The 22,964-nt window shown below is 42.5% G+C and carries 26 protein-coding genes and 1 pseudogene; 4 read left to right on the top strand and 23 right to left on the bottom strand.

All coding sequences use genetic code 11. From position 1 onward, the window contains the following. Positions 1-7: 7 nt before the first annotated feature. The 3 genes from AC0YN6_RS13085 to AC0YN6_RS13075 form a co-directional block, all read right to left on the bottom strand. Complete coding sequence (locus tag AC0YN6_RS13085) at positions 8-1,258, bottom strand: Glu/Leu/Phe/Val family dehydrogenase (protein WP_475747276.1); 1,251 nt, start codon at positions 1,256-1,258, stop codon at positions 8-10. Between the two features lie 137 nt (positions 1,259-1,395). Next, a complete protein-coding gene (locus AC0YN6_RS13080; protein ID WP_475747275.1) occupies positions 1,396-2,010 on the bottom strand; it encodes a genetic competence negative regulator in 615 nt (204 codons plus the stop codon). A gap of 204 nt (positions 2,011-2,214) precedes the next feature. Then, positions 2,215-2,538, bottom strand: a complete 324-nt coding sequence (locus AC0YN6_RS13075; RefSeq protein WP_475747274.1) for a hypothetical protein — start codon at positions 2,536-2,538, stop codon at positions 2,215-2,217. 177 nt (positions 2,539-2,715) lie between these two features. On the opposite strand from AC0YN6_RS13075, the gene AC0YN6_RS13070 reads away from it, so the two are divergent. Continuing rightward, entirely contained in the window at positions 2,716-3,573 is an 858-nt protein-coding gene (locus AC0YN6_RS13070) for a polysaccharide deacetylase family protein (protein ID WP_475747273.1), read from the top strand. Here AC0YN6_RS13070 and AC0YN6_RS13065 read toward each other — a convergent pair. Together AC0YN6_RS13065 and AC0YN6_RS13060 are read right to left on the bottom strand one after the other, a co-directional pair. Then, a complete protein-coding gene (locus tag AC0YN6_RS13065; RefSeq protein ID WP_475747272.1) occupies positions 3,563-3,796 on the bottom strand; it encodes a hypothetical protein in 234 nt (77 codons plus the stop codon). The two genes, AC0YN6_RS13070 and AC0YN6_RS13065, sit on opposite strands and share 11 nt — an antisense overlap. Continuing rightward, positions 3,793-4,386, bottom strand: a complete 594-nt coding sequence (locus AC0YN6_RS13060; RefSeq protein WP_475747271.1) for a lysostaphin resistance A-like protein — start codon at positions 4,384-4,386, stop codon at positions 3,793-3,795. The genes AC0YN6_RS13065 and AC0YN6_RS13060 overlap by 4 nt, the downstream gene beginning before the upstream one ends. 113 nt (positions 4,387-4,499) lie before the next feature. Here AC0YN6_RS13060 and AC0YN6_RS13055 point away from each other — a divergent pair, with 113 nt between their 5' ends. Next, positions 4,500-5,420: a hypothetical protein gene (locus tag AC0YN6_RS13055; protein WP_475747270.1), complete on the top strand. Its 921-nt coding sequence runs from the start codon at positions 4,500-4,502 to the stop codon at positions 5,418-5,420. 20 nt (positions 5,421-5,440) lie between these two features. Here AC0YN6_RS13055 and AC0YN6_RS13050 read toward each other — a convergent pair whose 3' ends face one another. Beyond that, positions 5,441-5,767: a rhodanese-like domain-containing protein gene (locus tag AC0YN6_RS13050; protein WP_475747269.1), complete on the bottom strand. Its 327-nt coding sequence runs from the start codon at positions 5,765-5,767 to the stop codon at positions 5,441-5,443. Positions 5,768-6,007: 240 nt separating this feature from the next. On the opposite strand from AC0YN6_RS13050, the gene serA reads away from it, so the two are divergent. Continuing rightward, positions 6,008-7,600 (top strand): phosphoglycerate dehydrogenase, encoded by a 1,593-nt coding sequence (gene serA, locus AC0YN6_RS13045; protein ID WP_475747268.1) that lies wholly within the window; start codon positions 6,008-6,010, stop codon positions 7,598-7,600. Positions 7,601-7,733: 133 nt separating this feature from the next. Here serA and AC0YN6_RS13040 read toward each other — a convergent pair whose 3' ends face one another. From AC0YN6_RS13040 to AC0YN6_RS12990, 11 genes are all read right to left on the bottom strand, one after another. Continuing rightward, on the bottom strand, positions 7,734-9,200 hold the full coding sequence (locus AC0YN6_RS13040; protein WP_475747267.1) for a HAMP domain-containing sensor histidine kinase: 1,467 nt from the start codon (positions 9,198-9,200) through the stop codon (positions 7,734-7,736). Continuing rightward, positions 9,201-9,917, bottom strand: coding sequence for a response regulator transcription factor (locus AC0YN6_RS13035; RefSeq protein ID WP_053376699.1), 717 nt, complete (start codon positions 9,915-9,917; stop codon positions 9,201-9,203). 27 nt (positions 9,918-9,944) lie between these two features. Then, positions 9,945-11,204: a cytochrome c biogenesis protein CcsA gene (gene ccsA, locus AC0YN6_RS13030; protein ID WP_475747266.1), complete on the bottom strand. Its 1,260-nt coding sequence runs from the start codon at positions 11,202-11,204 to the stop codon at positions 9,945-9,947. Beyond that, positions 11,201-12,865 carry a cytochrome c biogenesis protein ResB gene (gene resB / locus AC0YN6_RS13025; RefSeq protein WP_475747265.1) on the bottom strand — a complete coding sequence of 555 codons (1,665 nt, stop codon included), beginning with the start codon at positions 12,863-12,865 and terminating at the stop codon, positions 11,201-11,203. Before resB ends, ccsA begins: the two co-directional genes overlap by 4 nt. A gap of 11 nt (positions 12,866-12,876) precedes the next feature. Further along, positions 12,877-13,407 (bottom strand): redoxin domain-containing protein, encoded by a 531-nt coding sequence (locus AC0YN6_RS13020; RefSeq protein WP_475747264.1) that lies wholly within the window; start codon positions 13,405-13,407, stop codon positions 12,877-12,879. A gap of 87 nt (positions 13,408-13,494) precedes the next feature. Continuing rightward, positions 13,495-14,241 carry a pseudouridine synthase gene (locus AC0YN6_RS13015; protein ID WP_475747263.1) on the bottom strand — a complete coding sequence of 249 codons (747 nt, stop codon included), beginning with the start codon at positions 14,239-14,241 and terminating at the stop codon, positions 13,495-13,497. Positions 14,242-14,295: 54 nt separating this feature from the next. Further along, positions 14,296-14,799: a spore maturation protein gene (locus AC0YN6_RS13010; protein WP_475747482.1), complete on the bottom strand. Its 504-nt coding sequence runs from the start codon at positions 14,797-14,799 to the stop codon at positions 14,296-14,298. 25 nt (positions 14,800-14,824) lie between these two features. Further along, complete coding sequence (locus tag AC0YN6_RS13005) at positions 14,825-15,484, bottom strand: nucleoside recognition domain-containing protein (RefSeq protein WP_475747262.1); 660 nt, start codon at positions 15,482-15,484, stop codon at positions 14,825-14,827. Positions 15,485-15,551: 67 nt separating this feature from the next. Continuing rightward, entirely contained in the window at positions 15,552-16,748 is a 1,197-nt protein-coding gene (locus AC0YN6_RS13000; RefSeq protein ID WP_475747261.1) for a D-alanyl-D-alanine carboxypeptidase family protein, read from the bottom strand. 129 nt (positions 16,749-16,877) lie between these two features. Then, complete coding sequence (gene ytfJ, locus AC0YN6_RS12995; RefSeq protein WP_475747260.1) at positions 16,878-17,360, bottom strand: GerW family sporulation protein; 483 nt, start codon at positions 17,358-17,360, stop codon at positions 16,878-16,880. A 519-nt stretch (positions 17,361-17,879) separates the two neighbouring features. After that, positions 17,880-18,059 carry a hypothetical protein gene (locus tag AC0YN6_RS12990; RefSeq protein WP_475747259.1) on the bottom strand — a complete coding sequence of 60 codons (180 nt, stop codon included), beginning with the start codon at positions 18,057-18,059 and terminating at the stop codon, positions 17,880-17,882. Positions 18,060-18,203: 144 nt separating this feature from the next. Between AC0YN6_RS12990 and AC0YN6_RS12985 the strand changes: the two genes are divergently transcribed. Further along, on the top strand, positions 18,204-18,434 hold the full coding sequence (locus tag AC0YN6_RS12985; protein WP_475747258.1) for a helix-turn-helix domain-containing protein: 231 nt from the start codon (positions 18,204-18,206) through the stop codon (positions 18,432-18,434). A gap of 38 nt (positions 18,435-18,472) precedes the next feature. Here AC0YN6_RS12985 and AC0YN6_RS12980 read toward each other — a convergent pair whose 3' ends face one another. The 6 genes and pseudogenes from AC0YN6_RS12980 to AC0YN6_RS12955 form a co-directional block, all read right to left on the bottom strand. Continuing rightward, a complete protein-coding gene (locus AC0YN6_RS12980; RefSeq protein WP_475747257.1) occupies positions 18,473-18,913 on the bottom strand; it encodes an HNH endonuclease in 441 nt (146 codons plus the stop codon). Continuing rightward, positions 18,865-19,959 carry a hypothetical protein gene (locus tag AC0YN6_RS12975; RefSeq protein ID WP_475747256.1) on the bottom strand — a complete coding sequence of 365 codons (1,095 nt, stop codon included), beginning with the start codon at positions 19,957-19,959 and terminating at the stop codon, positions 18,865-18,867. Before AC0YN6_RS12975 ends, AC0YN6_RS12980 begins: the two co-directional genes overlap by 49 nt. Positions 19,960-20,766: 807 nt before the next feature. Then, positions 20,767-20,883: pseudogene (locus AC0YN6_RS12970) on the bottom strand (sporulation protein YtfJ); the annotation flags it as partial. Continuing rightward, positions 20,856-21,548 carry a DUF2953 domain-containing protein gene (locus AC0YN6_RS12965; protein WP_475747255.1) on the bottom strand — a complete coding sequence of 231 codons (693 nt, stop codon included), beginning with the start codon at positions 21,546-21,548 and terminating at the stop codon, positions 20,856-20,858. The gene AC0YN6_RS12965 and the pseudogene AC0YN6_RS12970, both read right to left, overlap by 28 nt. 58 nt (positions 21,549-21,606) lie before the next feature. After that, positions 21,607-22,209 carry an SMC-Scp complex subunit ScpB gene (scpB, locus tag AC0YN6_RS12960; RefSeq protein ID WP_475747254.1) on the bottom strand — a complete coding sequence of 201 codons (603 nt, stop codon included), beginning with the start codon at positions 22,207-22,209 and terminating at the stop codon, positions 21,607-21,609. After that, complete coding sequence (locus AC0YN6_RS12955; protein WP_475747253.1) at positions 22,178-22,957, bottom strand: segregation and condensation protein A; 780 nt, start codon at positions 22,955-22,957, stop codon at positions 22,178-22,180. The genes scpB and AC0YN6_RS12955 overlap by 32 nt, the downstream gene beginning before the upstream one ends. Positions 22,958-22,964: the final 7 nt, after the last annotated feature.

Genomic DNA, 22,964 nt, shown 5'->3' with positions numbered 1-22,964 from the left:
TACTTTCTTACACCCAGCCACGATAGCGTACTGCCTCAGCCATCTTTCGAACTCCAGCCATATAAGCAGCAAGTCGCATATCAACCTTACGGGTGCGGTGGATTTCATACACTTGGTTAAAGCCGCGGATCATCATAAGCTTCAGCTTATCATCCACTTCTTGCTCTTCCCAGTAGTACCCTTGATTGTTTTGCACCCATTCAAAGTAGGATACGATAACACCCCCGCTGCTTGCAAGAACGTCCGGTACTAACAAAATGCCTTTGTCCGACAAGATTCGTGTTCCTTCAAGCGTTGTTGGACCATTGGCAGCCTCAACCACGATCGATGCTCGAATAAGATGAGCGTTTTGATCTGTTATTTGATTCTCGATTGCTGCTGGGACAAGTACGTCACAGTCAAGCTCCAACAGCTCAGCATTCGTGATCGTATTCGTAAATAAATTCGTTACATTCCCAAAGGAATCTCGACGATCCAGCAAATATTCGATATCGAGTCCTTCTTTATTATACAACGCCGCGTTCACATCGGAAATACCTATTACGCGCGCACCGGCCTCATGCATGAATTTGGCAAGGTAACTCCCTGCATTTCCAAAGCCTTGAATGACGATTCGTGCATCTTTCAAATCAATATTTTTTAGGCGTAAAGCCTCTTCAATCATAATAACGACCCCTCGTGCTGTAGCTGTCTCTCTTCCTTTGGAGCCGCCAAGCACGAGCGGTTTGCCCGTAATAAAACCAGGCGAATCAAATTCACGTATCCGGCTGTACTCGTCCATCATCCAAGCCATAATTTGAGAATTAGTCATCACATCAGGCGCAGGTATGTCTTTGCTTGGTCCCACAACTTGGCTGATCGCTCGCACATAGCCCCGGCTTAATCCCTCGATCTCTCGAAAGGACATTGTCCTCGGATCACATATAACGCCGCCCTTGCCGCCTCCATATGGCAGATCTGCAATGCCGCATTTTAAGCTCATCCAAATGGACAATGCTTTTACCTCATTTTCCGAGACAGCTGGATGAAAGCGCACGCCGCCCTTGGTTGGGCCTACCGCATCATTATGCTGAGCACGATATCCTGTAAATACTTTTGTCTTACCATCATCCATTCGAACTGGAATACGAACAGTTAAGAGTCTCATGGGCTCCTTCAAAAGGTCAATCATATCCTGATCATAGCCAAGTCTGCGCAGCGCTTCTTCAATTACAATTTGAGTAGAATGCAAAACATTGTTTGCTTCTTTATTACTCATTCCATTCACCGCCTTTGTCTATATCTAATATGAACGCCTTTCCTCTCGTATATTCCATTCTTATAGCTGTTATTATGCAAGAAGAGCATCGTACAGACAAAATTCAGCCTGCAGATGCTCTATCCATGAACATTTGTTTAAAATGTAAAATGATTACATATGTCCCGTATCGCTGATTCGGGCATAATCACTTTTCCGTACTCTTCCAACATGGCATAGGTTACCGATGTCGCTTCACCATACTCAGCGAGCAGTGCAATAACAGCGTTATGCCTAGAGGCATCGATAAGAGCTGGCTCTAACGCTAAAATATATTTGCCATGATAAGAATATAACCGTCCATCTTCAGTTAGCGTTGAGCTTAGCAATTGCTTGCAAACGGAAATGACATCCTCAAAGTCACGGAACGAGTACATCACTACATCGCTTTGCTCAAGCGTCACTTCCATATCGTATATTTCGTCTTCCGTGTCGTCATCTTCGGTGGGTCTATCGCCTGCATGACTGTGCATTTTGCCACGGGTGACAATCACTACCATACCTTGTGCGGGGAGGGCAAACACTTCGACCGCTAATGGGCCGCTGGCATCGAATCCAAGTTCACTATATGCTTGATCCATCATTTCACTGAATAGTTCGTGTACTTTTGGAATTTCGCGCCACATGTCGTCCTTCTGGATACCCCGTTCCAGCAGGTCGTCGAACGTCAGGAAAATCCGTATCTTATCCTGACTCAGTCGTTCGATTTTCATGACAGGATCCTCCTCTGCAGCATCTGTTGTAATAGCGTATGAATTTTTTAAATAAGATGTGATCAAATTGACCAAATCATGCTATGTAACTACTTTATCATGTCTTTTCATCGAATGCACTACTAAATGAACGAAAAAAAGAATCGTTTGATCGCATCGCATTTCTGCTTTGCGTCCAAACGATTCTGGTTTCCCGCTGCATGATTAATGGGCAATCGCTGATGATTCCGCCCTTATCTTGTCCGCTTCCTTCTTTAATTCGGGATCACTGTTTACAATCGCTTCAATTTGTCCCCAAGCGGCTTCGGATTTTACGCCGGTATCGCCGGACTGCTTTGGGGAATGAGCAGACGTTTCTTCCTTTATTGATTTACTCATCATTCTGGCAACTGAATTTCGAGCAACCGAAGAAAAAACATCTGAACAGGCGTTAGTTGCCCATGACACTGCTCCAGGTTGTCTGCGCGAGATATATACCGTTGCTGCCGCGCCAATTAATCCACCGACTATAAAGCCACTTAACTTCATGATCGCGAACACCTCTTTCCTAATTCATCTTGCGTATTCAGTTGTTAGTTTGACCGCCAGCCAGCGCCCTCATTCCATATAAAATAAGGAAATCATTCTAATCCTTCATTTAGGCAAATATGATACAATGATGACGATTCAGCAGCTTTTACAACTAATTTATGGAGGGCAAGCATCATGAAGTACAACCTGCCAATTGTCATTTTGCTTCTTGGGTCGCTACTAACAGCCTGCAGCACACAGCAGCAAGACCAAAATAAACCTATTTCATCTGAATCTGCACCCGCTGCTGCCTTGCAAGAGCCCCTTGCGAGCTCAAATGACCAAGCTAATGAAGAAATGTCCATTTCGGAGGAGGAGCCTGCTCCATCCCCCACAGAAGAGATTGAAGCGAGCGCCACACCACTTTATCGAATGAATGAATCCTACCGCTTCGTTCCTGCTCAAGAAGGGACGACCGACAAAGTTGTTTTGCTTACATTCGATGATGGGCCAAAAGATGAGGCTGTTTTAACCAGCATGCTTGATACACTCCATAAACATAATGCAAAGGCAATTTTTTTCGTGAATGGCTATCGAGTGAAACAAAATCCAGAGTTATTGAAGCTGATTGATGAACGAGGCCAAACGGTAGGCAATCACTCATGGGACCATAACAATTTAAAAAATGAACCCAAAGAGGTTATTGAACAACAAATTGGAGATCTTCAAACGGATATCAATATTTTAATTGGCAAAAAACCTTTGTTTTTCCGACCTCCCTATGGTGCAGGTGGAGATGCGGTCAAAGAAATAGCAAAAAACCACGGCATGCTATACATGACGTGGTCAAATGGTTCCATGGATTGGGATAAATCTGCGAAGAATAAACCTGATGTCGTTATCAAAAACGTGCTGGATCAGCTGCACCCCGGAGCCAATATTCTCATGCACGAGCTGCAATGGACTTCCGATGCGCTCGATGAGCTTCTCAACACTTTGGAGAGCAAAGGTTACGGATTCATTGATCCTGCTTCCATTGAGATTACTCCGTAAATTTTAAGCCATACCAGAAAAGCCCGCCAACCAAACCCACAAACAGCAGGAACAACAAATTATAATACCATTTCGTTACCTTGTTCATATTTGAAGAATGTTTCTGCCGCCTAGGCGGCAGAGAATCTCCCTGATTGGAATCCGCTCCGATGCTGGACGACTCTGCCGTCCTTCCATGTTGTGATGGTCCCCTCGCGCTTCCAAACTTTTCTTTCCTGCTCATGACTCCCTCCTAAATCGAATAATTAACCCCATAATAAAATCAATAAGAAAATGAGCGATGATCGGCGCCCAAATCGAACCCGATTGCATATAAATCCAACCTAAACCATAACTGATGGAAAATACGAGTCCGGTTGGAATCCAATGTTTTAAGTATCTTACATGAATAGTAGCAAAAATAATGCTTGTCCAATAGGGACCAATGGCATGCTGAATCGCTCCACGAAATAAAAGTTCCTCGCAAATCGCTACTACTAAGGAAATAACAGCAATATGCCAAACCTTACGCGTACGAAAAATCCGGTCATTAATTCCGCCGTCATCACTGGCTTCCTCAGGCACAAAGCGAGAAATAAGCAAATCAATCACAATTACAGCTGCGGCTAACCCCACTCCCCAATAAACGAAAGCAAGCTCCTTTGGAGGAGTAAATAAGGTAATCAAATTTTGGTGCTGAAATAAAACCCATATTAAGCCGATAATAAAAGTAAACGCTTGAGTTGCATATAAATTGATCAACAGCATACGGTCATCCAGATCATCAACGGACACCTTGCGAATGCGAATATTACGAATATCAAATTTTTTCATAGCTTCCCGCCTGTCTGAAACGTTCATATTTTCTTTTTTAACCTTTTACCCTATACTGGTAGAACAATTCGACAGCATAATTTTTTTTTACATAGAAGGAGACAGCGATTGAGATGGAAAAACGATTAACAACAAACGCAATGTTATTCAGTGTTGGATTTGTATTTTTGCTAGTTTGTACAGTAGGCGCTTTTTTCTACGGCATTCAAATTGGTACTGAAAAGACCAATGATAAGTATTTGAAAGAAGCTGAGGGATCGAAGGCGACTAGCGCTTCAACAATCCCGTATCAACAACAAGATTTGGTCTCTTTCTATCATACTGTATTTTTACCTTACCGTGAATTTCAAAACGAATGGTTCGCAGCTATGAACAAATTATCGCAAGGAAAAACAATTGAAGCAACCTCTATGTTTAAAGATTTGGCGAGCCTTGCAGATGCAAAAGCAAAGGAAGCTAGCTCGTTTGATATGCAAAAATCTCCTTTGCTCGGTCAATCTCAGGTCAGTTATATACGAAGTCTAAAACTATTCAAAGAAGCAGCCGACATTGCAGCGGCTAGCGCAAAGAAATTAAACTTTACTGATTTGAAGGAAAATATCGAACAAGAAAAAACCTATCTCTCCGCCGCTCAGTTTGCTTTAAATGCTCAGCAAGCTTATTATTCAGCCATGCTGAAATGGTCAGCAACTGTAGATCTTGATATTCCATCCGATTATAAGTCTCCTGCTATACTGGAACTATCCGATTGGAAGAATCTATCGATAACGATTAAAAACAAACTAATGGCCGATCAGCTCCAAAATCGCAAAAAACTAACAGCTTACTATCCGCATGATTTAACAAGCCGGGTTGACGAGCTAATCGTTTCGGGACAAGCAACGAAGATGAAGCTGCATACCGTTTCAGCTGTTGTTGATCTTCTAATCAGTACAGAAGCAGTGCGATCAGGCGATTTTAATGAAAGTAAATCGCGGCTTTATCAGCAGGATCTTCTGCCTCAGCTGCCTTTTTTCTACCCTGAAACAAATTGATTTGATCGTAAGCAATGATGCTAATCATATTGAAATCCTTTTAATGAGGCTATAGCCGCCATCCCACCGGAAACGTTGTGAAGGCTGCTGTAGCCTTTTTCTTCTAAGTAATTGCATACCGCTACACTTCGAACACCATGCGCACATATGATGTAGACAGGCAGCGTATCGTCCAGCTCGTGCAGCTTAATAGGCAGCGTGTTCATCGGCAATAAGACAGAACCTTCCAAATGGTAATACTCCCATTCAAACTCTTCTCTTACATCTATGATTTGACTCGCTTTTACTTGTTCATTCTCCAGCAATTCCAATAAAAATTGAGGAGTCACATTTTGCCATTTTGCCACGTATAATGACCTCCAATGTCGTAATTTGTTGCTTATGATGCTTGAATCATAACGAAATTTTCACAATTCAGCAAGTTTGAGGATTGCTTTTGTCCGTCACCTTGCATTAAAATAGAAAAGTCTAAGATCGATGATCAAACTCTCGTCCCGCTGCTGCACAACGGTGCCGGGAAGAGGGTTTTTCTGTTCATATTAAGCGAAGCCCTAAAGCTTCGCCCCATTTTAGGAGGCATACTTCACATGTTTAAAGTGTTAGTTTCCGATCCAATCAGCGATTTGGGCATTCAGCAGCTTGTTGATGCGTCAGATGTCGCAGTCGACAAAAAACCTGGATTAAGCGAAGACGAGCTAGTGGCCATTATTGGCGAATACGACGCTTTGCTAGTACGCAGTCAAACGCGTGTAACAGCAAAAATTATGGAGGCTGGCAAACAGCTTAAAGTAGTTGGTCGTGCTGGTGTTGGTGTCGATAATATCGACCTTGACGCAGCTACACAACGAGGAATTATCGTAATTAATGCACCTGATGGCAATACCATTACAACTTGTGAGCATACTTTTGCTATGATAATGGCAGTTGCCCGTCACATTCCGCAAGCGTACATGAAAACTGTTAATGGGACTTGGGACCGTAAATCCTTCCTCGGCGTAGAGCTTCGCGGCAAAACGCTTGGAGTACTCGGTATGGGAAGAATCGGTAGCGAAGTTGCAAAGCGCGCTAAAGCTTTCGGTATGGATATTATGGGTTACGATCCGTTCATGACAGAAGAAAGAGCAGAGAAAATGGGCATTAAGCTTGCAAGCGTGGATGATATTGTCCGTAATGCGGATTTTATGACAGTACATACACCTTTGACACCTGAAACTCGCCATATGATCGGCAAAGCTCAATTTGCAGTCATGAAGCCTGGAATGCGTATTGTAAACTGCGCACGCGGCGGCATCATTGATGAGATTGCTTTGGTTGATGCAGTGGATGCAGGTATCGTTGCAGGCGCTGCATTCGACGTGTTTGAAGTCGAGCCTCCTGCTAACGACCATCCTTTCTTGACACATCCAAAAATTATCGTAACTCCACACCTTGGCGCTTCAACAGTTGAAGCTCAAGAAAACGTTGCGATTGACGTTTCTGAACAAGTGCTTCACATTCTACGCAGCGAGCCGTTCATCAATGCAGTTAACATGCCGCCAATTCCGGCAAATCTGCTAAGCATTCTTCAGCCTTACTTTACACTTGGCGAGAAGCTTGGTAACTTTATTGCTCAATCTACAGAAGGTGCTGTTACAGAAATCGTTGTTGGATACTCTGGTGAGCTTGCTGAGGTTGATACTCAACCGCTTACTCGCCATATCGTTCGCGGTGTTCTTGCTCATCACCTTGGCTCCGATCAGGTTAATGTCGTTAACTCCCTGCATCTTGCCAAAGTACGTGATGTGAATATCGTTATCCAAAAATCGCATGCGTCGAAGGATTTTACGAATCTAGTAACCGTATCGTTGCGTACTAAAAAAGAAGAACGTGTCGTTTCTGGCACAATGCTGACTGGCTACGGTCCTCGTATCGTTCACATCGACAAGTTCCCTGTAGATGTTACGCCTGAAGGTAACCTGATTCTAATCTCACACAACGATAAACCAGGGATTATTGGCCGGGTAGGAACACTGCTTGGTAACAATGACGTTAACATTGCAACGATGCAAGTAGGTCGTCAGCTTGTTGGCGGTTCAGCAATCATGGTTCTAAGAGTTGATAAAGCAACGCCTAAAAACGTGCTTGAACAGCTTACTAACATGCCTGAGCTAAACACAGCCAAAGAAATTACTCTTGTTTAATTAATACGTTCAAAATAAATATCAAAAGAGCCCGCCGAATCATTCGGTTGGCTCTTTTTTTTTGTTTCACGAACAACAAGAATTATCTGCTGCATTCTACAAAAAAAGCGCCCCCTAAGGAGCGCCTTGACAACTATTGATGAGCTTCGACAGGAATTAGTATTGTAAACGATGTTCCAATGCCTGGGCTGCTCTCGACGACAATCCGTCCATGATGAAGATCAATTAGATTTTTGACAATCGCAAGACCAAGACCTGTACCGCTTGAAGAACCGCGTTTACGCGCCTTATCTGCCTTGTAGAAGCGTTCGAAGATAAACGGCACATCTTCCGTCGGAATACCTTGACCCTCGTCTCTAACGCTAAGCTCGACATACTGGCTTCCATTGACGCTTGCTTGTTGTCCAGCAATTGTAATCGACTTTCCAGATGGCGTGTGACGCAAAGCATTATCAAGCAAGTTAGTTAGTACCTGCTCAAGCCGATCCTCATCGGCTTCCTTAACAAGCAGCGGCTCACTCGGCAGCTCAGCAATCAGCTTCACCTCGCGCTCCTTCGCATAGACCTGAAATTTCCGGTGAACTCGTTTCAACACATGTCCGAGATCAATCTCCTGAAAATTCATATCTACATGGCCGGCTTCCATCCGAGCGATATCTAGAAAATCATTCACAAGCCTGCCCATTCGCAGCGATTCATCATAAATGACTTGAACGAGTTCCTTGCGGTCATCCTCTGACACGACGATATCATCCAGCAGTGCCTCGCTGTAGCCTTGCAGCATGGACAATGGCGTCCTAATCTCATGCGAGATATTCGCCACAAAATCTATTCTAAGCTTCTCCAGCTTATGCTCCTCCGTGACATTACGGATAACAGCTACTGCTCCGCGAATAACACCTTTGGATTGCAGCGGAGCCATCACAACAGACCACACGCTGCTTAGCACATGAACCTTATCGGTAATATCCCTGCCCTCTTCCATCACTCTTTGAAACAACTCGCGGAGCGGCATTGGAACCTCGGAATATGCAGTCGAGTCCTCGGACTCATCCTCTTGCCAAGCAAGCTCTACCCCTGACCACTGATTGATTAGTAAATGACCAACTGGATTCGTAAGTATGACTTTACCTTCCGCATCGAAGGTAATGACTGAATCTCCCATACTTCGCAAAATGCTCGCAAGATGGTTTTTCTCATGATTGATATCATGAATCAGTTTATCCAGCTGCTCCGTCATATGGTTAAACGTATCCGCAAGCTCACCGATCTCATCACTGGAGCGTATATGAACTCGAGTTGTATAATTCCCTTGAGAAATCGATACCGCTGCATCTTTAAGTTGAAGCAGCGGCTGTTGAATTTTTTTGGATAAGAAGAAAGCAAAAAATGTTGATAACAAAAATCCGATGATCGCCGTTAGAACAAACAGCACTTTCACCTGATGCGTATTGTCTTCTTTAAACCATATTTCAACGTACTGCAGCAAAAACACGCCAACGATAAGCAATACGACAGCAACAAGCAGCATGATTGTCGCCCAGAGCTTTCCAACTACACTGCGATACAACTTGCCAACCGAACGATGCCACAAGCTCATTTACTTAGGTACCTCTAGCTTGTAGCCGACACCCCAAACAGTAGTAATCATGGATGCCGCATCCGGAGACACTTTATTCAGTTTCTCACGCAGTCGCTTTACATGCGTATCAACTGTCCGCAGGTCACCGAAAAACTCGTAGTTCCAAACATCCTTAAGCAGTTCCTCACGTGAGAACACTTTATCCGGTGAAACCGCCAAATAATGCAGCAGCTCATATTCCTTAGGGGTTAAGCTTACTTCCTGTCCTCCAGCTGTCACGCGATGAGCATCATGCTCAATAACGAGATGCGGGAAAACAATATTGTTGCTTGAGTTTATTTCTTTGGTTAGAAATGCTGTTGCAGAAGAACGTCTCAATATTGCTTTAACGCGGTAGATGACCTCGCGCGGGCTGAAAGGCTTGACCACATAATCATCTGCTCCAACCTCAAAGCCTTGCACACGGTTCATCTCTTCGCCTTTTGCAGTTAACATAATAACAGGAGTCGCCTTCACTTGACGCAGACGTGAACACACTTCTACTCCGTCGATCCCCGGAAGCATCACATCTAACAGAATGAGCGCATAATCCGTATTCGAAGCCAATCTAAGTGCCGTTTCTCCGTCCTCGGCCTCGTCGATCGTATAGCCTTCCTTCTCTAAATACATTTTGAGCAGACGACGAATTCTTTCTTCATCATCTACAACCAAAATACGGCTTGAATAATCAGACATAGGGTAATTCTCCTCTCAATCTAAATATTAAACACCTGAATATGAATGCAGTCCCGCTATGACGAGGTTAACCCCTACAAGTGTAAATAATACAACTACAAAACCGATTACTGCAAGCCAAGCGGATGGTTTGCCTTGCCAGCCCCGCGATAAGCGGAAATGCAAATATGCACTGTAGTACAGCCATGTAATAAGGGCCCAAACTTCCTTCGGATCCCAGCCCCAGAAGCGGCCCCAAGCAATATTTGCCCAGATCATAGCGAATATTAGAGCACCGAGCGTAAAGATCGGAAAGCCAATAGCTATCGACCTGTAGCTGATTTCATCCAAATCTTCCGGATCTACCCCATCCATAATGGGATGAATAACGGCACCAAGCGGTTTGCGGAATACAAGGCGCAACAATCCATAAAGCAATGAGCCCGCAATAATAGACCATATTACCGTATTGAACTTACGTCCGGAATTTGCACCGGTCATCCAAGAAGGAGCTTCGAATAAAGCTTTTTTCATTCCAAGGAACGATTCGTATTCAACTACTTGACTGTTATATGGCTTAACAATTGGCGGCAATGTGTAATTCACTGTTTCTGAAGTCGTCGACTCAATCCCTTTAGCATCGATCGTCGAAATCTCTTGAATGAATTTTGCTTCATAGCCCATTCCTCTAAAAGCAAACACTGCAACGATAAAGCCAACAATGACAATTATTGTGTATAAAGAAAATTCAACCCAAAACTGTGATCTCTTTGCTTCCTTTGTCTTGCTCTTGAAATCGACCACTCTTAACAAATACATGAGACCTGCGGCAAAACCAACTGCAAAAAAAGCTTCACCAAGTGCTGCTGTCGTTACATGTACTTTCAACCAATAGTTGTTAAGTGCCGGAATTAACGGTTGTACCTCCTGAGGAAATACAGATGCATAAGCAACGATAATTACCGTTAACGGCAACGAGAACATTCCGAGCAATGCTTTTCTGTAGATCGCATACACAATTGTAAAGGCAATCATAATCGACATACCAAGGAACGTCATAAACTCATACATATTACTAGTTGGAATTTGACCGCTTCCTGCCCACCGGGTAAAAAAGAAAGTCAAATGGGATGCTAAACCTAGACTAGAAGTTATAAATGCTATCCTGCCCCAACGCTTCTCATGCTGCTTGGGATCGCGATTGCTCCATTTTTTACCTGCAATAGCAATAACATAAAACATAAAAGCGAAGCAATAAAGAAAAAATGCGACAATGAATGCGTCGCTGCTAAAATCAACTAAGCTCACGCGTTGTTCCCTCCGTTATCAAGCGACTTCGGATCTACGGTTATCCCTATTTTTTGAAGCGCTCCCGCGACATCTGAGCGCATACCGTACCAGTTTTTATTCGTATGAGCACCTAACGAAAGTTCTCCGTCATCTACCCGAAGCCAGATGCGGCGATGCTGCCAATAAGATCCCATCAACAGACCGACCATCGAGAAGAATGCTCCTACCCAAACATAAGGCAAAGCCTTATCCATACGCACATTTAAATATGTTGATGCTTCAGAAAAGTCTACATTTTCCATACCATCCACTCGAATTTCAATTTTATCTGAAATCGCGTGATTGATAGCATCCTGCGAAAATTTGACCTTATCCTTCTGCATCGGGAAATACATGTAAGGCTCGCCTTCCGGATCAAGCCCTGGTCCTTTGACCGTAAATATAAACGCCGGAGCAATTGGGTCACGTGATAAGGTGGTCGGCTCGCCATTTGCATCAATTGCGAATTCCATATAATTCGCGTACAAATCAAGCGTGTATGGTCCAAGCTTATGCTGAAGCGCAGAATCCTTCATTGGAAGATCGAACGGACCAAACTTCTCTCCCGTTGCTTTATTCACAAGAATAGGATGTACCGCATTCAACCGAGGAGTTGTATCATAATCGAATTGATACAGCTTTAACCCTTTGTAAGTAAGTGGTTCATTCACGATGATGTCGTGTCGCTTCACTTCTTTGAGCTCCGGCTTCTGAGCTTGATCACTACAATTGCTAACGCATTCATAGAGCACTGCCTTCGTTTCAAAGAGCTTTGCACGGGAGATTCCCTTAAGCTTGTCAGGTAATTCCTCGTCCTTATAATACTCAACTGTAAACTTCTCATTTTTCACAAAATAATTCGTACCCGCAATTTGGACCGTGTCGCCATCTGGGATTGTTATGTAGCTATCCATCTGCCAGCTTGGTATGCTCCTTGCCAATATTGCAAGCAGAAACAAGATTAGGCCGATATGATTGATATAGGGGCCCCAGCGGCTAAACCGATTTTTCTCTGCAAGCAGCGCAGAGCCGTCGCGGTGAATGCGGTAGCCTTTGCGTTTCAGCTGCGTACTAAACTCCTCTACCCACTGCTCCTCATCGCCCTCAATCCGATGCTTGTACACCGTCTTTTGTCGATGAATGAACTGCAAATGCTTACGAATTTGCTGCTTGTTCAGCGCACGATAAAGCGGCAGCACCCGATCAAGACTACAAATAACAAGTGATGTGCCAATCATTACAAGCAAGCCAATGAACCACCAGGTTTCGTAAGTATGCGATAAACCAAGCAGATAATACAATTGACCCGGTAATCCGTATGTTTCCTCATAATAAACGGAAGGGTCAAAGTTATTTATAAACGTGTTTTCCTGAGGATAGATTGTGCCTAGCATCGCAGTCAAAAAGGTAATCACGATTAAATACAACGCAATCTTGACTGATGAGAAAAAATTCCAAATTTTATCAATATAATTGGGATTGCTCTTTTGCGAACGTCGAGCAACTCCGTCATATCGCATTTCTAACGGCAAGTCGGAAACATTATTGTTTTCGAGGGGTTTGCCGCAGCTCTCGCAAAGCACGGTACCCACCGAATTCTGATGGCCGCACTCGCATTTTGTGTTTTCAACGACTAACACAATCAAACCTCCTACGGCTGTAGCAGCCGTTCAATCCGTTCTTCAATCTCCACTTCAGTCATGCCGCCTACTGTTATTTCCATAATCGCTCCATCCGGCTTTACGAAAAAAGTAGTAGGGTATGATTTTAGACCATACGCACGCTCTGTTTTGCGATTTACATCACGTAAAATCGGATAACTCAAATCAAAGCGACGAACAAAATTGTTCACGGTCAACGTATCCTCACTTAAATTAATAGCTAGTACTACGAGGCCTTGATCCTTCCATTTCACATACTGTCGTTCAAATTCCGGCATTTCCTTCACGCAAGGCGGACAGAATGTGCCCCAGAAATTGATGACTACAGCTTTCCCTTCATAATCAGACAACTGCCGCACATTTCCCTCTAAATCAACAAGCTCAAATGCAGGAGGTTTTCCTCCTACCTTTAGAGGTCCGTTATCATCCGCGGCAAATAAGGTAGATCCAATTGCGTACCCACCTATAATCAAGACGGCAATCAAAATTACAATTTGCACCGTCTTGCGCCATTTTCCCATAATTGTTTTCACCACCAGCTAAGTTCTATGCAGTCACGAATATTACCATTATAACGAAAAGTCGACGGCAATTACTGCCGCCGTCGATTACTTTTTATGAACTTTATGTGTCTTGCTATTCGCGATCGCAAGCAATTCTTTTATTTCCTGCGGCGTTAGATGACGATACTTTCCTCTGCCCAGGTTTTCAAGTCCAACCTCACCAAAACGAATTCTCTTGAGCCGAATTACCTTATGTCCAATTGCTTCGAACATCCGGCGAACCTGACGGTTACGGCCTTCATAAATCGTAATCGTAATCGTAGCTTCATTTCCGTCCGTATCTACATCGTGATATTCCACTTCAGCAGGCGCGGTCATACCATCCTCAAGCTTAATGCCCTTTTGCAACTGCTCCAGCGCTGTACCATGCGGTACGCCTTTCACAGTAGCACGATAAGTTTTAGGGACATGATGACTAGGATGTGTTAACAAATTAGCGAATTCGCCGTCATTTGTTAGTATGAGAAGTCCTTCCGTATCATAATCCAATCGACCGACCGGATATACTCTCTCCTTGATACCTGGCAAGAAATCAGAAACCACCTTGCGTCCTTGTGGATCTTTGGCGCTTGTGATAACTCCCTTGGATTTGTTGAGCATGAGATAAAGCTTCTTCTCACTGCGAATCGGTTTTCCATTAACCGTAATCGCATCGACAGCTGGATCGGCCTTAACGCCAAGCGTCGTAACCTTCTCACCATTAACCTCAACCATTCCTGCCAAAATCATTTCTTCACATTTGCGACGGGATGCGATTCCCGCTGCTGCTAATATTTTCTGTAAACGTTCCAATGCTTTCACCTCAATCTACATCATAACGATATAGAGAAGAAAGCACAAGCTTCACTATCCGAATATGTACAAGCAAATGAAAATTGCTGCGAAAAAACCAACGATATCTGAAAACAATCCTACTTTTAAAGCATAACGAGATCGACGTATGCCAATCGCTCCAAAATAAACCGTAAGTACGTATAAGGTTGTATCCGTACTGCCTTGAATCGTAGAAGCAATTCTTCCGATCATGGAATCAGGACCGAAGGTTTGAATAAGATCCGTTGTGAAGGCTAAGGAGCCTGCTCCAGTTAATGGCCGCAAAATCCCGAGCGGCAGCACTTCACTGGGGATACCGACCCAATCAAAGAGTGGTCGAACGGTTGATAACAGAAGTTCGAGCGCACCAGATGAGCGAAACATACTAATGGCAACCATCATTCCTACTAAATGAGGAATAATATTAATGGCTGTGCCAAAACCATCCTTCGCACCCTCTACAAATGTTTCATACACTGGCACCTTGCGTCTTAATGCTGCATAAAGCGGAATAAATACGATAATGGCAGGAATCATCCACGCTGATATATTAGTAAATAAATTATACAATTGCTTCACCCCCGGAAGCTGGTGGAGCCGCCTTCTTGTTCTGAGGTCTTGGTGCGGATGGTGCAATAGGCGGTGGAGGAGACTTCCTGCGATACCATCGATCGGCGAGTATAGCAGCTGTAGTCGCAACGAAGGTCGCTGCAAGTGTCGTTCCAATAATTTCAGCTGGATTAGCTGAACCATAATTCATGCGAATGGCAATAAGCGTAGTAGGAATGATTGTAATACTGGATGTGTTTAATGCTAACAGTGTACACATTGCAGGGGTTGCCGTTTCAGGATCTGGATTGAGCTTCTGCAGCTCCTGCATCGCTTTGATTCCCATAGGCGTTGCCGCATTTCCTAACCCAAACAGGTTCGCGCTTAAATTACTCATAATATAACCGATAGCTGGATGATTTGGGGGGACGTCAGGAAACAGCTTCCGCACTATTGGCCCGAGCATTCGAGCCATTGTTCGCAGAAGTCCTGCGTCCTCCGCAATACGCATCATTCCAAGCCAAAACACCATAATGCTAATTAATCCGAAGCTGACGGTAACACCCGACTTGGCTCCCTCGAAAGCTGCTTGCGTCACCGCATCCATTTTACCCGTTATCGCGGCTACAACTACGCTTGCTACAATAAAAAACAACCAAATCCAGTTTACCATTCAGGTCGCCTCCCCCTCTGCACCCGTTCCATTCTTCTCATTTAACGTCTCCCTCGCTAAATGAAAGTTAATGCTCAAATAATGCATCTAATACTTTAAATAAAGAACCCAGCAGCGGTCCTTGCTGATCCTGCTTAGTTGCCTTCTTGAAATCAGCTATTGATTGTAACGTCTTCTGTGAGGTTGTCGAGAGCTGAAGTCTGCTGCTTGCTGGATCATAAACAGGTACAGATCCAATTTTATTATTGTTCAAATACCATTCCAGAATTCCGCGTTCTCCAAGTGCGTAGTGCGTCGTAGCTGCGTCAAGCAGCACTAAGCGCGATTGCACAGCATCAAGTTCTTGCTCCCCTAGAGGATATTTGAAAGATTGGCCAATTGCATAAGGATAACCTGATATCATCTGGCCTTTCTCAGCGATTCCCTGAAGTGGATAATGACTAAAACCCCAATCAAGCATTTTTCGGTGATCTGCCCAATCATCGCTATCATTTATCGTAACTGCTGCTAACTGCTGCCCATTTCTTGTTGCAGAGCTGACTAAACAACGAAGTGATTTTTTGGTATACCCTGTTTTTACTCCGTCTGCTCCCTCATACATCGTTAACATTTTGTTTTTGTTTGTATAGCTGTACTCCCATTTTTCATGAGGATTAGGCACTTTTTTTACACGCGTACTTACGATTTCTGCAAATACATCATTTTTCAACGCATAAGCCGTCAGCTTGGCCAAATCATTTGCTGAGGAATAATGCCCATCTTCATCCAGCCCATGCGGATTTTTAAATTGCGTGTTTTCAAGTCCAAGAAAAGTTGCTTTCTCATTCATTAGATGAACAAAGCCCTCCTCAGATCCTCCTACATGCTCGGCAATTGCCGTTGCAGCATCGTTTCCGGACCTGAGCATAAGTCCGTATAACATATGGAGCAGACTCATTTCTTCGCCAAGCTGCAAATAAATAGAGGAACCCTCTTTACCAACAGCTCTTTTGCTTGTCTTCACCTGATCGGTCAACTTTCCATGATCTATTGCAACTATAGCTGTCATAATCTTCGTCAAGCTTGCAATTCGCATGGACGTGTCACCATTACTGCTATACAACACTCTGCCTGACTCAACATCAATTAAAGCCGAAGCTCTAGCATTTGTATGCAGGTTCCTTGGATTTGCTCCAACTGTCGGCAACGCGCTTGTCCCAACGAACAAAGCTGCCAATAACCCAAGTGAAGCAAACCGCCGCAGTTTTTTGAAATACATATCCATTCTTGCTCCTCCCGCAGCGATAGTAGATAAAGCTTGTGTGTGCGTATTTCAGTATATGCTTGTACAGGTTGCTCTAGACGAAAAGAAGCTAACAAAAATGAAAAACTGCCCTCACGGGCAGTTATGTCATTAATAGTGGTCGTTTGCTTCTACATTACCGCTGATTACAGTCTGGAATGTAGCAGCGTTTGCTGCTGTGTTTGCTGGCTGCTTCATCATGGATTGAAGTTTATCAAACACATGCGGCGCGGAGTCAATTACACGCTCGAGCAGATGGGTTTGATTATCGAGTGGAACTATTTTTACACCATGCGTTCCAACGACCAAAAAAGCAATTGGTGTAATCGATACACCTCCGCCGCTGCCTCCGCCGAATGGCAAAGCGACTGAAGCATGCTGTGCATCAGACTGAGAGCCATGTTTATGATCGGCTTCATCTAATCGAATATCACTGCCTCCTGCTACAAATCCAAAGCCGACTTTCGAGATTGGCATAATAATACTGCCGTCCGGTGTCTGTACTGGATCGCCAACTATAGTGTTCACGTCCACCATTTCCTTTATGTTTTCCATTGCTGTTTGCATGAGACCTTGGATTGGATGATCTGCCATTGTTTTTCCTCCTCAGTTTGATATAGATAAGGACTTACCTACGCTTTTTGTATTGTGCTCAGTTCGAGGATGAAGTATGTATAAGATCAATCAAGATGTACTTTCTTAAATGAAATCTTCCTACATGGATCATTTGGATGATTTTCGCTTGGCTCTTTTGGAGACTTCACAATTATTATTTAACAATGATATTTTCTCGATTTCTCAAGGGATTGTATTAAGATCTACCGCTTCTAATTATCAGTCGTTTTTTTAATCTGGATCAATAAACCTACTGATAATACCTAAAAGGAAACCAATAAACACAGCCACAAGCCAGCCTTGATGTTCGTAAATTAGTGGTTATAAATAACCAACAAAATAACCGAGAACTAATCCGCCAAATATTAAAAGAAATGCGATTGAAGGATAGGAGCGAGTTAATGCACTCATCAAGATAAAAATAACAATTAAAACAAATATTTTCACAACAACTTTCTCGCTCCCTTAGATGTTATGTTTCCATATTAATTCGATTTTCTATCCTCTTTTTGCTCTCTGTTCCGCTTTCATTAAAGACAATATTCTAACAAATCTTTCGCAAGCTTCAGTTGAAGGGCTTCCAACAATAATAAGAATGGAATGTTCACATTCCATTGTTGTCACATCATTTTCTTCATCGTACGAAATTAACTTCCAATTCAAATAATCAATCTCCATATATATCACCCTAATATGAGTCGTGGAGAAATTACACGATGACTATATCTATATGAATTTTATCACATCACGCCTCAATGTGACTATAGTCTGTTGAAGCATTAATAAACTCCGAGGAAGATGGTAACAAAAAGGAGTTTTAATTTGAAACTTGAAGTTATATTTGGGGAGCTATTGAAACAGCACAGAATTCAGAAAAACAAGTCCCAAGAAGAACTTGCTTTTGAGGCAGGACTTGACCGAACATATATATCTTTACTTGAACGAGGGAAGCGACAACCTTCGTTGACTACAATATTTTCGCTTTCAAAAGCATTAAGTATTAATCCCTCAGATTTAATTGTAGCAATCGAAGAACTTAACAAAGATAAATAGCCGCTTGGTTAAGTCACCAAGCGGCTTATTTGTGTTTATCAATTACGGATATACTCACAAATAGGTAGATAAACATTTCGATAATGGTATTCAATGTTTTCTTTTGATATTTGATGCCTCAGATCAAACAACTTGCCATGCAAATCGTTTGTCTCGTCTACATGAAGAAGTGAATTCGAGCTATTTAGATTAATTGAGATTATTCCTAAATCAAACAATTTATGATGATTTGGACAGAGAACAAGCATGTTTGTAATGTCATCAGTACCACCTAAAGCATGTGCTTTAATATGACAAACTTCAGAATAAGCAATACCTCCTCTGTTTACATCACCAAGTAAGACAAGTGGCACTCCGCATATTTGACAAGTCTCGCTATAGAGTTGTTTTAGTTGTTTGACTGGTGTTTGATTTCTAGGGCGTTTATGGATTAAATACTCAGATAGTCTCCTTTCCCCATTGAAGTGTTGTTTCTCCAATGGGGAAACTGAAAAAAATATTCTTCGTCATAAGCATCAGCACCATTAAAGTTGGTTTCTGTTGATTGCGGAAGTAAAAAATTTATTTCATTTACATCCTCTTCACTATAATACTTAATAATAGCGTCTTTAATAAAATTAACCCAACCAAACGTTCTTATTAGTTGGTCAATCCCTTTTCCATTTGTACTATATAAATAATGGAGAATGGTGCTATGCCGTAAACTCGTAGTCTCTATACGTTGATTTAAGCCAAGATTATTAGAAATATACTTTAATATGTACGATACCCATTGGGTGATAAACGTCGGTTTCTTTCCAGACCATAAATTTGGATCATATTGAATTTGTCTTGCCTCTTTATTGTCCCAAAGTCTGATAAAGAACAGTTCGTTACCTTCATCCACAACAGCAATTCTTCTTTTGTAATAGTCCAAGATAAATAATGACAAGTATTCATTCAAAATTATCCACCCACTCTTAAAGTTGTTGAATGGATTCCTAATCCTAATATGATTAGATGTTATTTCAAAATCACTTATCTTTAAAGTGCTGATTTCACTTGTATCAAATGCACCACCTAGGCAGACTGCAACACATGCTTTTAACTCAACAATAATATTTTCATTTTTCAGATGCTCGTACCACTTATCACTAAACAATTCATTGAAATTAAAATCTTTTGGCAGATAATTGGCTCTTTCGTCAGATGTATTCTCTTCTTTTGATTTCCTCTTGGTTAGTTCTCTTTTTAAATCCTTATTGATTGGAAATGGCAAATAATCGTTATTATTCAGTAAATCAGTATGTACAAAATTATAAAAGTGTTCTAATGCCGCGATGCTAATTACAGGATTTGCATCTTCAATCAAGAATGATCTTATATTCTCTAATGACAAAAGATCAACCAAACCCAAATCAGAGTGAAGTTCAGTAAACAGATTTATCTTTGGAGTATATTGATCTTTTGTACCTTCTTTCTTAAAATATGCTTCCGAACTATATCGCCAATACCCATCTCTTCCGCTTAATTGAACTTCTTGCAATCCAACTATCTCCCCTCAACAAGAGTACCTATTATTATATAATACCATATTTTCACAGGTTAAGAAGAGATTGACCATTACATGACCTTTATTCAGCATCTCAGATTTTGTTGATGACGAACTAAACTCTTGATAATCAGTCTGGAAAATGATACTATTTTTAAGTCTCCGACTCAGACGCTGAGAAGGAGATTATCATGAAAAAAACAATTAAAGCACTTTGGTCACTCATCAATAAATTGAGCATTGCTCTTTGGTTGCTCACAAAAAAATCAAGTAATTCACAATCACTCAACTTCTTTGTAACTGTAATCAGCATCTTGGTAACACTTATTAGCATCTGCGTCACTTTGAAGGCATTATAATTAACAATTTTCTTGTGTAAGGTAGTCTTAGCAGATGATGAAAGGGAAGGAGACAAAAAACTTTCTTGATCAGTGTCTGAGGTAATTAATATGCTCTGCTTGAACTTACATAGAAGCACTAAGGGAAGAGCTAGCCACTCTTCTCTTTTTGTTGTTGTAATACCTGATAAAAAGGGAAAGAGAGAGGGTAGCCATCCCTCTCTCTTTCCTGAATTTATTTTGTACCCAAAAGTATATTGTCGATCGACCTGTGGTTACACCTTGAACAACGTGTATCCTTTTTCTCCATGCTTTCGCCCCTCCTTTTTCAAAAAGAATGCGATCACTGAGAAGAGAGGTTTCCCATGAACAAAAACTTTAGGCACTAAGGTCACTAATATTATATACATAAATTAAAGATAGAGCAATCGGGATTTAACACCGCTTATCTGGCTCGTTTACCGACTACACACCCATCTGGCGTTTGGACAGGGTCACCTACGATTGTATTGACGTCAACCATCTCTTTAATATTTTCCATTGCGGTTTGCATTAAGCCTTGAATAGGATGTTCTGCCATGCTTTGACGCCTCCTTTCAATTTCCTCATCCGAACCAACAGCTGCAGTCCGGCAAGAATAGCATAACCGAAGCGGATTTGAGCTATGCATGACCATTCGGTTGTAAAAGCAGATCGTTGATAATTAGGTTGAACATTCATTTTGGGTTCCGTTTTGAGCTTTACCATCTGTGACAAAACACCGATAATTGTTGTTTTCACTGACCAAACAAGTCCAGTTGTCATCGCCGTCCACATGGCGTCGCCTGTTCCGACTGAGGTTGACCAGTTCCACTCCAAAAGCCTAATTCTCGTTAGCGACTTTCTGACCCAACCTGTTAAGTTTTTCGTCATTTGCAACAAATCCTTCGTTTTTTGGATCATATTGGTTATGGATTCTGCGTCAATCTCTTCATTAAATTGTTTCCATGTGTCTACACTCACATTCTTCTTAGAAACTTCTTCCTCCAGTTGGATAGAGGTACCCTTGAACTGAACAATCGGCACTTTAATACGGTATCTGAGGATTCCAAATAATGCCTTTATATTCAACTCAAAATCATCGTTTTGTTCTATTCTCCTCAAATGCCCTCTTAATTCGACCTGCGAGGTGAGGGCGACTATCAAAATGAGCAAAAAAAAGAGACCGACCGCCGTTATCCAACCGTAAGGGTAACCGAGCATCATGATGCTTCCTCCGTTTCCCTAATATGGGTTGAATATAGTATGACCCGGCGGTCAAATCTCATTCTTTTATTTCTTCAATTGTCATCTGCTTCCCATCCAACCGATCGAATAGAAGCTGCGTCTGTTCCTCCAGTGCGTCATCCAAATCGACACTTCCTGGCTCTGGCAATTCTTTTATAGAAGGCAACCCGAAATAATCTAAAAATGATTTCGTTGTTCCGTACAAGATCGGTCTGCCAATTTGATCTGCACGACCAACCTCTTCAATCAAGTCCTTCGATACAAGCGATTGTATAGCTCGATCGCTCTTTACCCCGCGAATCTCTTCGATAAAAATTCTCGTGATAGGCTGACGGTAAGCGACAATAGAAAGTGTTTCTAATGCTGCTTGCGAAAGCTGTGATCTTGTTGGCGTATAAGCCATGCGTTCAAAATAAGGCGCATGATCCAAATGAGTCGTCAGCCGGTAAGAGGCTGCAACCTCCGCGATTTGAATCCCGCGTCCCTCACGCTCCAAATCACGCTGCAAATCATAGACTAGATCAGAGGCAAGCTCAGCATCCAGCTCCATAATATCAGCGAGCTGTCGCTTCGTGAGGCCCTCATCGCCTGCCATAAACAGCAGTCCCTCAATAATTGTCTTCAACTTCTGATAATCCAATTGATGTCGACTCCTCTCTCCAATGAATGACGATGTCGTCAAACAATTGATGCTGAAAGCAACGAATATGCTTCATTTTCATTAGCTCCAGAATCGCTAGAAAAGTGACCACGATTTCGTGCCTGTCCATATTTTCACGAAGAAGACGAGAAAAACGGACCGTTTCAAATTGCTTTAACACTTCCACAATATCCCTAATGCGATCTTTTACTGAGATCTCATCACGTTGTATGGTCGCAACTACATTTCGCCTTGTAGCTCGGCGCAGCGCCTTCTGAAAGGCAACAATTAGATCCGACAAATGCAGACCTTCGACCGGATTTATTTTCTCTTCCTTCAGAAATGGCGTCATATCCTCCGGTTCTCGCGAATAAACAAGACTGCGCTCGAATTCCTTCTCGCGCAGCTGATCGGCAATTTGTTTGAATTTTCGGTATTCTACGAGCTTCTGAATGAGCTCATCCCGAGGATCTAATCCATCATCCGGCCAATCCTCATAGTCTTCCTCGAATACAGGAGGTTTTGGAAGAAGCTGCTTGCTCTTTATCGCCAAGAGGGTTGCCGCCATGACTAGAAACTCACTTGTCACCTCAAGCTCCAGCTCCGCCATCGCATGCAAGTAATCCATATATTGAATCGTAATCTCGCTGATAGACACTTCATGGATATCGATTTCAGCTTTGTCGATCAAGTGAAGCAGCAGATCCAGCGGCCCCTCAAAAGAATTCAGCTTATAAAGCACTGACACTTACATT

The sequence above is a fragment of the Paenibacillus sp. J22P15 genome, assembly GCF_056269345.1.
The sequence above is the reverse complement of the archived record's forward strand: the minus strand, read 5'-3'. Positions and strand labels throughout refer to the sequence as shown.

Coding starts and splice junctions, on each gene's coding strand:
- AC0YN6_RS13085 (WP_475747276.1), bottom strand. CDS start 1,258: ATGAGTAATAAAGAAGCAAACAATGTTTTGCATTCTACTCAAATTGTA.
- AC0YN6_RS13080 (WP_475747275.1), bottom strand. CDS start 2,010: ATGAAAATCGAACGACTGAGTCAGGATAAGATACGGATTTTCCTGACG.
- AC0YN6_RS13075 (WP_475747274.1), bottom strand. CDS start 2,538: ATGAAGTTAAGTGGCTTTATAGTCGGTGGATTAATTGGCGCGGCAGCA.
- AC0YN6_RS13070 (WP_475747273.1), top strand. CDS start 2,716: ATGAAGTACAACCTGCCAATTGTCATTTTGCTTCTTGGGTCGCTACTA.
- AC0YN6_RS13065 (WP_475747272.1), bottom strand. CDS start 3,796: ATGAGCAGGAAAGAAAAGTTTGGAAGCGCGAGGGGACCATCACAACAT.
- AC0YN6_RS13060 (WP_475747271.1), bottom strand. CDS start 4,386: ATGAAAAAATTTGATATTCGTAATATTCGCATTCGCAAGGTGTCCGTT.
- AC0YN6_RS13055 (WP_475747270.1), top strand. CDS start 4,500: ATGGAAAAACGATTAACAACAAACGCAATGTTATTCAGTGTTGGATTT.
- serA (WP_475747268.1), top strand. CDS start 6,008: ATGTTTAAAGTGTTAGTTTCCGATCCAATCAGCGATTTGGGCATTCAG.
- AC0YN6_RS13040 (WP_475747267.1), bottom strand. CDS start 9,200: ATGAGCTTGTGGCATCGTTCGGTTGGCAAGTTGTATCGCAGTGTAGTT.
- AC0YN6_RS13035 (WP_053376699.1), bottom strand. CDS start 9,917: ATGTCTGATTATTCAAGCCGTATTTTGGTTGTAGATGATGAAGAAAGA.
- AC0YN6_RS13020 (WP_475747264.1), bottom strand. CDS start 13,407: ATGGGAAAATGGCGCAAGACGGTGCAAATTGTAATTTTGATTGCCGTC.
- AC0YN6_RS13010 (WP_475747482.1), bottom strand. CDS start 14,799: ATGATTCCTGCCATTATCGTATTTATTCCGCTTTATGCAGCATTAAGA.
- AC0YN6_RS13005 (WP_475747262.1), bottom strand. CDS start 15,484: ATGGTAAACTGGATTTGGTTGTTTTTTATTGTAGCAAGCGTAGTTGTA.
- AC0YN6_RS13000 (WP_475747261.1), bottom strand. CDS start 16,748: ATGGATATGTATTTCAAAAAACTGCGGCGGTTTGCTTCACTTGGGTTA.
- ytfJ (WP_475747260.1), bottom strand. CDS start 17,360: ATGGCAGATCATCCAATCCAAGGTCTCATGCAAACAGCAATGGAAAAC.
- AC0YN6_RS12990 (WP_475747259.1), bottom strand. CDS start 18,059: ATGGAGATTGATTATTTGAATTGGAAGTTAATTTCGTACGATGAAGAA.
- AC0YN6_RS12965 (WP_475747255.1), bottom strand. CDS start 21,548: ATGATGCTCGGTTACCCTTACGGTTGGATAACGGCGGTCGGTCTCTTT.